Below are 14380 nucleotides of genomic sequence, written 5' to 3'. Positions count from 1 at the left end.
AAATAACACCTCAGTCGTGATCAGAGATAACGTAAACCCTGACCGGGATCCTGCCTTGCAGCTGTTAACGCTGGATAAGTCGACGCCAGCAGGCTGAAACCCCATGCGCACAAACAGATAACTCCATAATCAAGCCACAACCATCGACACGGTAGCGATCTGAGATGATAGACGCCCGCTGGCAACGGTATCAACGCAAAGCTTTTGATCAGCGCGCATACGGCTATCCCTATCACTAGGCCGAGCAGTATACCCACGGTGCCGATGGTAAATCCATGGGTCATGTAGAGGCGTGTGATGTCGCCGCGGTTCATACCCAAAGATCTTAGCAAACTGACTTGGCCCCGTTTATGAAACACGGTCATCATCATGGTGCCGCTGATGGAAAAAGCAGCGACGATCACGATCAGCATGAGGATGGACCCCATAGCAAACTTTTCCAACTTCAGTGCAAACAGCAGCGACGAATTCGCCTTTTCCCAGGTCAAGGGTATTAGGTCGCCGCAGTCCTTTGGTAAGGTACCGGCAACCTCTTCGTGACCGAAAAGGCGATGGACGGTCTTTTGCACGGCGAGCGGATCTTTAATATTAACCGCGATGCCGGATACGTATTCGTCCTGATCGAGTGATTCGTCGTAATCAGCCATGAATTTACGACCCTCAGCCAAACTCACGACGGCCCACCGCGCATCATAATTGAAAAGCCCGGTACGAAATTTACCGACTACGACGTAGCTGCGAGACACAGTGCCTCCAGCTAGGGCAGTACCGACGTTGCTCTGGGGAGAGAGCACCACAATTTCGTCACCAATGTCGGCTCCTAGCTGATCCGCGAGCTGCTGGCCCAGCATGATGCCGGGAACCTGTTTAGCCCCAGTCATGCCACCTACAGCTTGCAGAGAGCCGATGTCTTTCATATCGCCTTCGACCACAGAATTGCCAAAGCCCCATAGGTGACCTTGCCGCTGTGGATCGACGCCAAATAGCGTTGCTGAGGTCAAATGCGAGCGCTGTTTCAGGACGACGTCGGCCTCGGTGTAAGGTTCGATGGCCGTGGCTTCTGGTATCAGCTTTTCGAACGTAGCTACGGGATGGTTCTTAAGACCAAAACCAGCGACAGCATTACGGTTTAGTATTTCTAGGTTCGGTTGACCGCGTAGCATCTTACCGCGCAGATCTTGCTCAAAGCCCCCCATCACCGAGAGTACGATGATGAGCGCCGCCACGCCGATGGCAATACCGGCAATCGATACCGTGGTCATAACCGAAAGGCCTCCTCGTCTCCCTTTGACAACGAGGTTTCGCCACGCGATCCATAAGATGTAGAGTTTGGGTCGAGCCCGCCCTACGGTCATTTGATCTGCTTCCTTCACTGCAACCGTTCTGGAACCTAATAGGCAGTTACCATAGCGCAATGTGCCACCTATAACAGCCCAATTTTTAAGGTTTAGCATCGGCCATGGGGCGGCTCATGGCCTTTAAAATACCCGTGCCTTCAGTAATTAAAATTAATTATTTACATTTATATTTAATTAATATATCTAGTTAATATATATTTATTTTATCTGCCAGATTAATAATCATAACAAAATCCAATAATGATAGGGAACCAAGCCATGATGCGCCCCACCCCGACTAAGCTACAGATAGCAGCGGCCTTTTTAGTGATCGCTCTGGCCGCATGCGGCCGCGCCAATTCTAGTAGTCCGGCGCCCGCACCGACCCCCACGCCGACGGCGACCCCCAACAAAAAGACCAAGAAGATCAGCAATAACGGCAACACCAATAAGCCGACGCGGCCGCCTGTCAATGCACCGGATGCAACATCGCCGACGCCGCCTGTGAGCGACATCGGAGAAGCACCGGCCACAGTGGCGGCGACCAAGTCACTCTCGAGCGAGTACGCTAGCAGCTGTGCTGGCTGTCATGGGCACGACGGTAACGGCCGGATCGGCATTCGGAACAAGTCGCTCCAGGAGTACCGTAGTGCGGTACGCCAGGGGCGCGGCAGCATGTCGGCCTTCAGCGCTTCGCAGTATTCGGATGCGAGCCTCAAGAGTGACCACGCCGCTCTCGGTGGCACCAACTAATCTCAGGCTTGTCACTGGGCCCTATAGAGTTTAACTTACTGCCGCTGCAATATTTAACTGCAGTGGCCGATCCTGCGTAATATTCTGAACAGTCAGACCCATCCCTCACACTAGGGGAATCACGTGAACTTCCGGCTCCTCGCCATAGCGATGATTCTAATGTCGATGGCCTCCATTCAATTCGGAGCAGCCTTGGCTAAGAATCTCTTTCCGCTAGTCGGTGTAGCCGGTACCGCTATGGTGCGTAGCACTTTGGCCGCACTGCTGCTTATCACCGTGCGCCAACCGTGGAAGGGCGGACCCCTGACACGCGTCGCTGTTTCTGAGTTGGCTCTCTACGGCGGTGCCCTAGGGGCGATGAGTCTTTTCTTCTACCTCTCGCTGGCGCGGATTCCACTAGGCGTCAGTGTGGCCCTGCAATTCCTGGGACCACTCGGTGTGGCCGTCTGCTCGTCTCATCGGTTGACGGATTTGCTATGGGTAGGACTCGCTGCCGTTGGCATCTTCTTACTACTCTCGGCTAATGGTGATTTAGGCCCCCATCAGCACTTAGATCTGAAAGGTGTCACCTTTGCCCTGCTCGCGGCCATGTGCTGGGCTCTCTATATTTTCTTCGGGCAACGTGCAGGTAAGCACTTATCGGATGGACGCGCTTCAGCCCTGGGTCTTGTCATTGCGGCTCTCGTGATCATCCCATTCGGTATTCACCACGCTGGCACTGATTTAGGCAACAAAACGATTTGGCTCTATGCACCACTGGTCGCGGTGCTGTCGAGCGCGTTACCCTATTCGCTCGAAATGATGGCCATGACGCGCCTGCCGGCCAAGACTTTTGGTGTGATGATGAGTTTTGAGCCCGCGTTTGCTGCAATTCTCGGCCACTTCATGTTGCACGAGGATCTGCACTGGCAACAATGGCTATCGATTGGTCTGATCATAGCGGCATCGATTGGCAGTATTGTGTCTGAGGGACCCGCCGCTAAGGCTGCCACTGCCTGATTGTCACTAGTCACGATCTTTACGATGGCATAAACCAGTGTACCGACCAGACTCCGAGAGATGCTGCGAGGCAGTAAAAGCCGAATAGATGCCAGCGACCATGCTCAAGCCAGCTTGATAACCAACGCAGTGCAGCTAGTCCAGCCAGGAAGCTGAAGAACATACCGGTGATCCCTGGAGTGAATAAACTGAAGTCTACTTGGACGACACCGGTAGCTGCATTGGCTTTGAGCAGGCGGTGAATTTGCAGAGCGAGTACCGGTGGCGTTAACACCACTGCCAGGGCAAAGCTAAACGTTTCGGCCTGATCGCGTGCCAGTCGTTGCAATAGTCCGGCAGAAATAGTGGCACCTGAGCGCGAGAATCCGCGAAAAGGCAAGCACAGACCTTGGACGATGCCGATGACGGCTGCACTCCGATCTGATAGTGGTCGCGGGGTGACGTTTGCCATGCTCGGTCGCCTAATCGCAAAACCGGCGATGATGATTATCAATGCAGCAGCGGTAAGGCTGCAAGCGATGAGAGGCAGGTTTTTAAAGAGATGCTCAATTTCGGCATCTGGCTGAGCACTGAGTATAATTTTTTCAATCACGAACTTTAACCCGAGTCCAATGACTCCGGTAAAGCCCGTCGCAATGACGATGTAGCGCAGGTAATCAAGGCTAGTTTTTAGCCCAGCCTGCCAAAGTGCGCGCCATTTCGGCCAGAAAAATAAAATGACGGCGAACATTGTTCCCGTGTGCAGCATAACCAAAAGGAAGGTCATAGCTGGGGCGCTTGGGTCTAATCCCATGAGTTTTTCGGCAACGATCACGTGCGCCGAACTGGACACTGGAAGTAGCTCGGCCAGACCCTGTACTACAGCTAGAAGGACAATCTGAAGAAAGCTAGGCTGCATCGCAACTCTCTCGTGCTGGTAAAAAGTGGCTAATGCTTCAAAGGCTACGGGTAGCCCGTGCGACGGTCAAGCGTAACTGCCAAAAAAAGGAGGGCGCCAGGATCCGTTGAAGATCCCGGCGCGGGGTGCAGGGGTTACCGCGGACGGCAACCTGTCTACTGCGGAACTGGGGTTGGTCTATCCGGACATGAGAACTATGCCGGCCTGCCCAAACCACAAGTAGGAAGAGTGTCCACTAAGGCTAACTTCCGTCCTTGTCTTCATTTGAGTCGTGCTGTGCATGAATTCTTGCATGGGGTAGGTTTCCGATTTTGTCTGCGCTTTCCATGGCCCTTGCGCTTTAGACAAAAAGGCTTCGGAGACCTTGCCAAAAAGCTTTAGAAAAAATTGCGACGACGCATACAATAAATAATGATAATAATATTTTAGGATTTGTCTGGCGGGCGACTTGTCGGGCCCGGCGCGAAGATCCGATGCTACGCAAAAACTGATTTCGGCGGCTGAGACAATCGTGGCATTAGGCACTGGCCAGAGCGCGACGGAGCAACTCTTGACCCTCATCGTGCTTGCCGGCGCTGAGATAGGCTTGGCCTAGAGCCATCATTAGGGTCTGGTGTTCACCAATGACCTCTAGAGCGCGATTTAGCACCGCAATGGCCGTAGATTGCCTGGCAAGTTGACCGCATGTCTGCGCCAGGGCGATGATGGCTGCGGGTATCTGATGGCGTACGACGCATTTTTCCAACCAAACCACAGCCTCATCAAGAAGACCAAGACGCCTGAAGACCATAGCGATGCCTAACATGGTATCGGCATCACCCTCTTTGTGAGTGAGTGCGCGGCGGAAATGCGTTAAGGCAGCCTCGTTGTCATGGGTCTGCCAATAAGTTTGAGCCATGCCGCGGAGACAGAGAAAGTTGTGATCGTTCAGTAGAAGTCCTTCTTGAAACGATTCCAATGCTCGGTCGTAATCGCGCGCTGCAACGTGAGCATCTCCGCGTAATCTAAAGATTTCAGCACGTTCATGAGGTGTCACAACATCAAGTAGGAGTGCCTCTTCTATTTGAACAAAGGCCTCGATCAGCGCTCCTCTCTTGATCAGCATTTCAATGGCTGCGACCAGAGATTGTGGCGATCTAGCGTCGGTCGGTTGGCGGCCATAAGTGGCGATGATTTCCTCTATTTCGGTGATAAAACGTGGACCGACGGTCTGTAAATGGTGGCGCACCCGCACATGCTCAATGAGTTGCGCGCGCCTTACTGCGAGTAGTTTAGGTTCTACCACAAGTTCTTGAATTTGAGCCGCAATCAGAGGGCCAGATGGATCGGCATAGCTTAACCCCTGTGGTGCAACTAGCTCGGCAGCAACTGTACCAGCCCCGACAAGTGGCATGATCCCAACGGCCATACCTTCGAGCAAAGCAAGCGGCAAGTCCTGACGCGTGTCATCAGCGGCGACCTTAGGATGGAACATCAGGTCGACCGCTGAGTACAGGTCTAGCAGGAAAGGTTCCGGATCCTGGTGGAGGAAAAACACCTGTTTGCCTAAACCTAGATCGTGCGCCAGATATTTGTAGTCCATAGCGGCGCTCCCTTGGCCAACAAAAATCAGTTTCAATCGTGAGGCTATCCCGCCGATTTGACCCTGAAGTAGGTGGAGCGCTTTGATGAGCTGTTCACCTTGGCATTCAGGCACAAGGTCGTGCTGCAGTAGCATGACCACATCATCAGCTTTCAGTCCGACGTAATCGCGGAACTTACGCCGCCCATCCACAGAAAATCTGAATTTATGGGTGTCAATGACTGGTGGAAGCACCGTTACTTTTTCCGGAGCTACATGTTCAAGCAGTAGCGTACTTCGTGCCATTTGTGTTGTGGCCCAGAAGTGACATGCCTTACCCGTAACGTCAAATTTGATGGCTTTGAGGTTTGCGTATTGCTCGTAAAGATAGGGAGTATATTCATTGACTACCACAGCCAGCGGGACGCCGTATCTGCGCGCTGCTCGTAGTGCCTGAAAGGTTGCTAGGCGTGAAGTTTCCACGCCAATGATCATGTCCATGTGACTGAGCTCTTCCTCAAGGCCGCGCATGAACCCTGGCATTTCTGTTATGTTTTCAAATAGTCTAAGGCGCATCCCCGTACTGTGCAGGGTAATAAGCCTCTCACTATGATGAGCGTAGATGCAGGTGTCAAAAGCGTCTTTGAGCGGCTCAAAAATGCTGAGGAAGCGAGGTTCGAAGGACCCCCCATAGACGATGCCAACGCGGATTTTTTTCGTCATAAAATGATCTCTCTAATGACTCAAGACACGAACCGGTTTTGCTGAAACCTCTGAGCTAGGTAAACTTTTGACCGCAAATCTCTGCCTGAATGGTGCGCCTAAATCTAAACTTTCGATGGAAACACCAAAGCTAAGCTCGGATGTATACATCGTCTTTCCCGCGCGGACGTTGAAGTAAACGTGTTTTTCCTCGCCCGAAGCAAGCTCCTCAATTTCAACGGAATCGTTAATAAGGCTTAATTGGTAGCCTGATAGGTTGACCAATTTCACGTTTAGATTTGCCGCATCGATGGCGCCCTCGTTGCGGACGTCAAGGCGAATTCTGGCAGCTTCTCTTGGTTCTAGGACGCTACTTATGTGCCCGTTTTTATCGTCAACAAGAGTCGCCAGGACAGATACCTGCGCCGTTGGTTTTTCATCCACTTGAACGACAAAATCTGAGCTGACGCCGCTGATCGGCCAGGCATCCGTGGCCACTCCGATCCTGAGGGCTAGCGGCCCGGCTGGGAATTGTGTGGGTACGGTAATTTGAATGACGCCTTTTTTGGTCGATTTTGGCGCTATATCTCCGATTAAAGTCTCACGCGTGTCAATGCCGGCAATATCAGAGCGCACAAAGATCGAAACGCGGTCCACCTGGACGTCTTCCGTGTTAAAAACGGACCAGGCGATATTGACGGTATCTCCCGGCGTGACCGAGCCGCTGTTATTGTTGCTGAGGAGCAGTTTTAAATTAGGAGCGATAGCCGGGCTTAGATGATCAGGCTTGGACCATTTAAGACGAAATTTATCCATCAGCCAGCTGGCCACCTCTTTGTCATTGCGGGTCGTCACATCACGTATCACTGGACCAATGAGTCCCATCCAGTGCGAGGCTCTAGCTCCACTCTTTGGTAGGTGATCACCGTAAGTTTCGTGAATTCGATCGAAAATCTTTAGGGCAAGCTCTGCCTCTCGATCTTGGTATTTTGGAGTGAGCTCAAACTCATCCCGTGGTGTTGATGGTGATAGATAATAAGACTTTCTTACCGGTTGACGCTGCGTCAGAGGGGAATAATTTTCGCTCTTATCTAAATGGTTTTTCAGAAATCGTTCGTTGCGATAACGGCCTGTGCCGAGGAGGTTGTCGTTTTGATCCAGTTTTGCGACAGGTTGCAACCAAATATCGGGAAGGATTCCCACATTCTGAATCGATCTACCTGCCGGGGTGTAATAACGGGCAATGGTCAGTTTCAAAGCACGTTCGCCGGGTAACTCAAATACGGTCTGTACAGACCCTTTACCAAAGCTAGGTTGGCCCAGGATAATAGCGCGCTGATGATCCTGTAAGGCACCTGCGACAATTTCGCTAGCCGAAGCCGAATCGCCGTCAATGAGGACTACCATCGGGAACCCGACCTCATCAAAACCGCTTCCGGCCGTTTCGACTTCGTCGTGACGCCCCTTGGTGGATACTATGACGCCTGACTCAAGAAATAGGTCGGCTACTTGCACGGCCTGGTCGAGTAACCCGCCCGGATTAGCCCTTAGGTCGAGAATCACACCATGTAAATTGCCGTTATGCTTGAGTTTGAATTTCTTAATCGCCGTGAGCACTTCTCGGGCTGTGCGGCTAGCAAAAGTTTCCACCGTTAGGTGGAGTACGTTGAGGCCCTGTTGGTTGATCTCTTTCACTGAAACGGAGTCGACGTGAATTACTTCTCGCTTAAGAGAAATCTCAGACGGCGCCGAAGCTCCCGGCCTAAGCAGTGAGAGCTGTACCCGAGATCCTGGTTCACCACGCATGTACTCAACTAGATCGTCCAGCGAGAACCCATAGGTGAAAACACCACCGATGCTGAGTATGCGATCGTTCCGCTTGATACCAGCGCGCTGTGCGGGGCTATGAGGAAGGGGTTTGATAACCGTCAGGAGGTGATCACGAATGCCAACTAACACTCCTAATCCACCAAAAGTTCCCTCGGTGCCCTGCCTAAGTTCTCGGTAAGCCTCTGGGCCTAGTAGCGCACTGTGTGCATCCAATTCGGCGAGCATAGCGTTGAGCAGCGCGACGGCACCTGGAGGATTTTTCTCTGGAACTTCTCCGTACGTTAATTCGATCCCGGAATCATCGATGATCCGAGCCATGGCTACGAGCACATCAACTACTTCCGCATAACTGGTCGCTCTCTTAAGCGGGAAGAACTGTTTCTCGCCATCATCGACCTGCAACCAGACGGCACCCGGGCTGCTACCGACTTTGACTCGCGGACTTGAAGCTATAGCGCTAAGGGCGCGCTCGATGATCTCCCGATTTTCGACGCGTTCAGGGTCGACGTAATAACCCTGAATGATGGATAGGATGGAATCGGTAATGATGCTTTGATTTTTGTCGCCGGCCGAGGGCAACCGCGGCGACTGCTGATAAGCGCGCTCGGTATTTGTCTGCAGGCGCGCCCCAAATTGGCCTAGGCCAAGACGCAGGCTTAAACTCGCTACGCCAGCAAAAATCGCAGCAGTTACGGTGACAAGCACAATTGGTGCCCGACGTTTGCGGCGGCTTTGATCGTTTAGTTGTGGTGGTTTGGTAAGCATAGTTTGCCTATCGACAGAATGGGTGGGCAGCATTAGCGCGGCAAAAAATTCATCGTTGGCAGGTTTGCGTTTTCAGATATTGGTAAACTCATAAAGGTTTTGCATTGCTCTGATATAATTGACAATTGTTTGGTTTATTGTCCCCGCCTGAGGAAACATTTTTTAAATTTTTAAATTTTTTTGCCGAAAAGCATACAAAGGGCGCGCACACGGCGCCGTTTGAAGTCACGAAACCATTGGGCTTCATGGTCTACGGGGTGATCAGTGCAAATCAGTCGCAGCTGGAAATCGCTACTTCTCGGGCTAGGTCTTCTGGCGGGCTATGCTCGTTCCCCGGTTGTGGCCGCACCTGCAGAGATAGTGGATATAAGAGATCTAGAGGTCCGGGTCTGGACTGCTGACGAATCAAAAATACCAGGATTAGAGCGCGAAGTTACCCACCTGATGCAGGTCAATGCTAAGTCAGTTCCTGCGCATCACATGTTGAGCCACATCTTTGTCCGCATCTTTAGCAACGATCCGAGTGATATTTACATGTTGAGACAGGCTGCCGACCTCGCGCAGCAGGCGGTGGATTTAGCGCCTCAGGATCCGGCTGGTTATACGGCGCTCGCCGATATTTTAGATCTGATGGGGAATACTGACGGCGCTCTGAAACTACTGAAAAACGCGGAATCGCGAGGTATCAAACCTAACTGGCGCTTTGCGTTCACGAGAGCGAGGCTGAGTGCTGACAGCGGCACGACAACCAAAGTACTCGATCTACTCGGCCAGGCTTTATCCTATCAAGACGCGTTGCCGGATATCGTCGTACCTTATGTAGTTGCCGTATTGCATGCTGACGCACAGCCGGACGAACTGATTGCGCAGTTAAAATCCTGGAATAAGCATTATCCTTCACAGCTTTTCGATCTCACTTTAGCGATAACTTATTCCGAACAGGGTGCCGTGAAGCAAGCGCATGCCATCTACGAGGCTATGCTGAAGACCAATCCGAAAAACATTGAGGCCAGAATTAACAACGCCATCCTACTGTACCGTGATCTTCAGCAGCCTAGGAAAGCTGTAGTTCAGCTGGAGCAGTTGCTCAGCGATCCCTTGGCAGATCTCACACCGTCCCTACGATCGACAGTAGTCAGTCATCTTGGCGCAGCTTTTGTTGGTGCCAAGAGCTGGGACAAAGCACGCCGCTCCTTTATCGGCGCGATGGATTTGGAGACTGAGCGTCAACAACAGCTGACAGAATTCATAGGTAAAACCTACAAGAGCGCTAACGCTCACGCTAATCTGGCGTCGCTTCTTGCGGAGCTAAGCGAGCATGCCGGTGGCGCAGGTCCACTCTACGCCATGCTAGGCGAGACTTTATCTGAGAGATTGAGTAAGCACGATGCAGCCATTAAAGCCTACACTGATGCCATAACGCTAGACCCAAGCCGCTCCGACTACTACACGGGGATGGGGCTTGCGCTGTACCGCAAGAAGTCCTATCTGGCGGCACTAAAAGTTTTCACGACGGCGTCAGAACTAGATCCTGGTGACGCGGTGCCGCGCTACAACCAAGCCTGTGTTCTTGCTCTTCTGGGGCGTGCTGAGGAGTCGCTGCAAATTCTAGCTGAGGCCATAGCATTAGATCCGCGGCTGGCCATGAGTGCTAAGACCGACCATGACTTTATCAGCATCGCGCATTCAGACAAGTTTCATCACGTTGTCGATACGACAACGCCAGGTCCGACATTCGATGTAGCTCACTAATCAGCGACGCGTAAAGTACGGCGGTATAGTAGGTGTTTCTCAGCCCGCTTTATATAATTTGGGATACCGTGGCTCCAGAACGAATCTGAGGGGTCAAACCGATCGGCGCTGAGGTGTTCAGTGACTTGATGCGATCCTACAATGAGTTTAATCGGTGTTGTCACATGATCGTACTCGTAAGGGGGCTTTTGCCAAGCGAAGCCACCACCGCCCACGTCCCAAGCAGCCTTGATGATCGCTAAGGTTAGCTCATAACTGCGTACTTTGCTTGGATCGATCACGTGAATCTGTAGGCCCTGGCATTCTTTGCCCTGCCATTTTTGTGAGGTGGGCTGGAAGCTGGCCTCGCGCAGATAAACGCCCGGAGGGTTACCAATCAGATCATGAACCCTATTGATAAAACCGATGCTGCTTGAAATGTACGGGGCTCCAATCAATTGGAACGGCAGTCCAGTCCCCCGTCCCTCGGACAAATTCGTCCCCTCAAGCATCACCGTGCCCGGATAGACATAAACCGGATCGGGTGTAGGAAGATTGGGTGATGTGAGCACCCAAGGTCGGGTGAGATGACACCAGTAAGTATGGGGTTCCCACTGTGTCATGGGCACCACGTCTAAAGATGCACCAATTTCATCATTGAAAAAACGGGCAGCCTCGGCCGCCGTCAGGCCGTGCCGCATGGGGATAGGAAACTCGCCGACGAATGAATGCGCATCATCATCGAGCACGCGGCCTTCTACGAGTTCGCCACCCACTGGGTTGGGGCGATCCAGAATGACGATATGTTTGCCGTCACGTTTAGCGGCGCGCAAGCACGCGGCGATCGTCGATTTCCACGTATAAATGCGACATCCAACGATCTGTAGGTCGATGATCAACGTGTCAAGGTCCCGCATCATGTCTGCGGTGGGTTGCCTGGTTTCAGAGTACAGACTATAAATGGGCAGTCCTGTAGGCTGATGACGGGCGTGTCCAGTTTCAATCATATTGTCCTGAACCACGCCTGCGAAGCCGTGTTGAGGCCCAAATAGAGCGACGAGGCGTCGCTGCAAAAGGTCACTTAGGACACGCCAGGCAGGTACAAAAGCCGTCGTCACTGAAGCCTGATTTGAAAGTAAGCCGCAACGGCCCCAGGAGGCCGCTAGCTTGGGATTACTAGCTATTACCTCGAGACCCGAGGATATCCCGCCAAGCGTCATGTGTGGTCACCCGTTCAGATTCACATCTTGATGTTCTTGATGAGTGCCGACAAACAACCTTCGATGTTGTTAGCCGAAACTGAGGCAAGTACCGTGTTCTTGTCAGTCGAGTGTTCACCGTGTCCAGTACAAGTGCCGTCGGCAAATTCGTCAACTTCAAGGTGATAATTAGATCCCTTGTAGACGTAGGTAAAGGTGTGGACCTTGAATAGTTTCGACCCTTCAGGACGGACGACAGCTTTCCAGTTCATCTTCGCGCGCTCCCTCGCAATGATCGCCAACAAGTAAAACCATGTTTCGTACCAGTATGCCAGATCGCGGCAAATTTGCCTGCTAACAAATGTAACTGGTGTTTACTTCACGACCCTAAGGCGTTGCTGGAGGCGTCTGTAATGGTCGGAAGCATCACCGGCGGCGTGTTTGCTAACCAAGAGGCTGTGCAAGCGTCGCACCTGCACTTCAGTCTGAGCTCGGGAGGCAGGGTTAGTGGTAACCGATACTTCTGCAGCTCTCGCCCGCGTCACACCACTCACCGGGGTGACTCCGGCAGCTATCGAGGAACTCATCAGAGCTAGAAAGGCGGTAAGCAAGGCAAAGACAGTGCGCATCGTGTGGTCTCCCGTTACGGACGCCCGCTGTGGGCAAGCTAACCACTACGACACGCTTGCGTTGCTTGAAGCTTTTCGTCAAATCCTCAAAAAACTTGAGATAAAAATTTAAAGCTATGAAATTAATGGTAAATTGGCTAGGCGACGCTGCTATGAGGATCTTTCTTGGCGTCTCTTTCACGCTGCCGGCGTTCGATAAACTCATAAAGAGCCCGCTCGTTTTTGTTATCAATCTGCACAATGCGCACGGCGATGCCCGGGCCAGTTTCGCTGGCCTGAGGGTCACCTGGAAACACGACCCGTGCCATTTTGCCATTAAAAAATATAGTGTTGCCGGGCTCGAGTTCGATCCAGATTTCCATGATACTGGCTGGAGTGAACGGAAAGCGTCCAGGCTTGTCGAAATCTAGGAAAAACCCCGTGTGCGAGATGTTACGCGTTGACATGTCGTACTTAACTTCAGCCCCAATGGATCCCATCACCACCTTCAGTGGTTCAGAAAATTTGATGCGTCCGTTTTTACGACTTTCTTTGCGAGCGGTCATTGAAACAACTCCGGCGCTAGTGCCCATCCGATGAGTCATCGGAAAGTCTAGCGCCGGAGTTGAGGGAGTGAATAAATTAACTAATAATATTGATTGCTTATGATTTAGCTTTACGCTTCTTTCCAGCCAATTCTTCGTCGATCACGCGCTTAAATTCAGCATAAGGCATGGCACCAGATAGGCGTCTACCGTTGATGAAGTAAGCTGGTGTCCCAGATACACCCAGAGCTACACCCGATTGGAAGTTGCGCTCGATCTTGGACTCGACGGCAGCTGGGTTGGCGACACATTTGTCGTATTTACCCTTATCTAGGCCGATCTTTTCGGCATAGGACTTAAGGTCAGCATCGGCAAGATTGCGCTGATTATCGAACAACATGGCATACATGTTCCAATACTTGCCCTGCTCTGCAGCGCATTTAGCACTGATGGCGGCGGGGCGTGCGCGGTCGTGGAAGCTGAGGGGAAAGTCGCGAACCGTCCAGCGAATCTTACCCTTGAACTCAGTGAGAATGCGCTTCATGTCGGGCTGCACGCGACTGCAGAATGGGCATTGAAACTCAGAGTATTCAACGATGGTGATAGCGCAGTCGTCTGCCTTGCAGCTAATCGGCTTGGTGTCACTAATCTCCGGGCCGTAACGCATGACATCATCGGCGGTCACTGGCACTGAGTAAATGGGCTCTTCGGGCTGAGGTGTGACGATCACCAAGTCACCCTTTTTGATGCCGGTCTCAATGATGGTATCGAGTAATTCACGGCGCCCCCGATCCATTAAATACTCACGCACCTGACGCTCTTGTTCCTTGCGGTCTAGCTTGGCCAGTGACGGGTGATCTTTGAATTTCTCTAGCGTCTCCTGTAGCTCACGTTCACTTACCTTGAGGTTCTTGTCCTCATAGGCCTTTTTAGATTCGGCAACCGACTTGCCCGTCTCCTTGGCGCGTTGCTGCCAGAAGTGGTCGATGTACTGCTCTTTAGCCAAGCGCTCGACTAGGTCGTAGCGCTTCTTGTCGAGGTCGTAAAAGGAGGCCTGATCCTGTTTATATAGCTCATCCAGCGTCGTAACCTTGCCATTGATTTTGAAAGCCGCTTGGCCCTTGTCATCCGCGCGAGCAGCCGATCCGGCCAGTAGAAGCCCAGCCAGAAAATACGTCGCGACGGTCCGACCCGCTCTCTCTACGCGTCCTGCCTTGATCTTGATCAACATTAGCATCCTACTCCCGTCGAAAAAGTGCAGCCAAATTAGGCTTGTGCTTGGAAAGATCCATCATAGGTCACATTTTTTACCTTTGTCCACCATTCAGCCGGTGCAGCAAGGGCAACCATCAGCTCAGCCTTAACCAGCTGATGTTATGGCAAACTACAACTTTTTGATGAATTTTTCCTAAACTTCGCTGGGCATCCGCCGATGACTCGTTTGGTCGATAC

12 protein-coding genes are annotated in these 14380 nt (G+C 52.1%); 3 read left to right on the top strand and 9 right to left on the bottom strand.

Annotated features, from left to right (window positions below; all coding sequences use genetic code 11):
- Nucleotides 1-20: 20 nt before the first annotated feature.
- Nucleotides 21-1454: an ABC transporter permease gene (locus FJ146_05050; GenBank protein ID MBM4251315.1), complete on the bottom strand. Its 1434-nt coding sequence runs from the start codon at nucleotides 1452-1454 to the stop codon at nucleotides 21-23.
- A 162-nt stretch (nucleotides 1455-1616) separates the two neighbouring features.
- On the opposite strand from FJ146_05050, the gene FJ146_05045 reads away from it, so the two are divergent.
- Together FJ146_05045 and FJ146_05040 are read left to right on the top strand one after the other, a co-directional pair.
- Nucleotides 1617-2090 carry a cytochrome c gene (locus FJ146_05045; protein MBM4251314.1) on the top strand — a complete coding sequence of 158 codons (474 nt, stop codon included), beginning with the start codon at nucleotides 1617-1619 and terminating at the stop codon, nucleotides 2088-2090.
- A gap of 150 nt (nucleotides 2091-2240) precedes the next feature.
- Nucleotides 2241-3089, top strand: coding sequence for a DMT family transporter (locus tag FJ146_05040; GenBank protein ID MBM4251313.1), 849 nt, complete (start codon nucleotides 2241-2243; stop codon nucleotides 3087-3089).
- Between the two features lie 19 nt (nucleotides 3090-3108).
- Here FJ146_05040 and FJ146_05035 read toward each other — a convergent pair whose 3' ends face one another.
- The 3 genes from FJ146_05035 to FJ146_05025 form a co-directional block, all read right to left on the bottom strand.
- Nucleotides 3109-3987, bottom strand: coding sequence for an undecaprenyl-diphosphate phosphatase (locus FJ146_05035; GenBank protein ID MBM4251312.1), 879 nt, complete (start codon nucleotides 3985-3987; stop codon nucleotides 3109-3111).
- 517 nt (nucleotides 3988-4504) lie between these two features.
- A complete protein-coding gene (locus FJ146_05030; protein MBM4251311.1) occupies nucleotides 4505-6271 on the bottom strand; it encodes a glycosyltransferase in 1767 nt (588 codons plus the stop codon).
- A gap of 12 nt (nucleotides 6272-6283) precedes the next feature.
- Entirely contained in the window at nucleotides 6284-8878 is a 2595-nt protein-coding gene (locus FJ146_05025) for a PDZ domain-containing protein (GenBank protein MBM4251310.1), read from the bottom strand.
- A 231-nt stretch (nucleotides 8879-9109) separates the two neighbouring features.
- On the opposite strand from FJ146_05025, the gene FJ146_05020 reads away from it, so the two are divergent.
- Nucleotides 9110-10597, top strand: coding sequence for a tetratricopeptide repeat protein (locus FJ146_05020; GenBank protein ID MBM4251309.1), 1488 nt, complete (start codon nucleotides 9110-9112; stop codon nucleotides 10595-10597).
- Here the strand turns inward: FJ146_05020 and FJ146_05015 are convergent.
- From FJ146_05015 to FJ146_04995, 5 genes are all read right to left on the bottom strand, one after another.
- Nucleotides 10594-11796 carry a DUF1343 domain-containing protein gene (locus FJ146_05015; protein ID MBM4251308.1) on the bottom strand — a complete coding sequence of 401 codons (1203 nt, stop codon included), beginning with the start codon at nucleotides 11794-11796 and terminating at the stop codon, nucleotides 10594-10596. The genes FJ146_05020 and FJ146_05015 overlap by 4 nt on opposite strands.
- Before the next feature lie 20 nt (nucleotides 11797-11816).
- The gene (locus FJ146_05010) at nucleotides 11817-12047 is read right to left on the bottom strand and encodes a hypothetical protein (GenBank protein MBM4251307.1); all 231 of its coding nucleotides are present in this window, start codon (nucleotides 12045-12047) and stop codon (nucleotides 11817-11819) included.
- A gap of 102 nt (nucleotides 12048-12149) precedes the next feature.
- Nucleotides 12150-12404, bottom strand: a complete 255-nt coding sequence (locus FJ146_05005; GenBank protein MBM4251306.1) for a hypothetical protein — start codon at nucleotides 12402-12404, stop codon at nucleotides 12150-12152.
- A gap of 137 nt (nucleotides 12405-12541) precedes the next feature.
- Nucleotides 12542-12988, bottom strand: a complete 447-nt coding sequence (locus FJ146_05000; protein MBM4251305.1) for a PilZ domain-containing protein — start codon at nucleotides 12986-12988, stop codon at nucleotides 12542-12544.
- 58 nt (nucleotides 12989-13046) lie between these two features.
- Nucleotides 13047-14165, bottom strand: a complete 1119-nt coding sequence (locus FJ146_04995) for a DsbA family protein (protein ID MBM4251304.1) — start codon at nucleotides 14163-14165, stop codon at nucleotides 13047-13049.
- Nucleotides 14166-14380: the final 215 nt, after the last annotated feature.

Source organism: Deltaproteobacteria bacterium (assembly GCA_016874735.1).
Classification (GTDB): domain Bacteria; phylum Bdellovibrionota_B; class Oligoflexia; order Oligoflexales; family CAIYRB01; genus CAIYRB01.
This window is presented reverse-complemented; position numbering and strand designations above follow the sequence as displayed.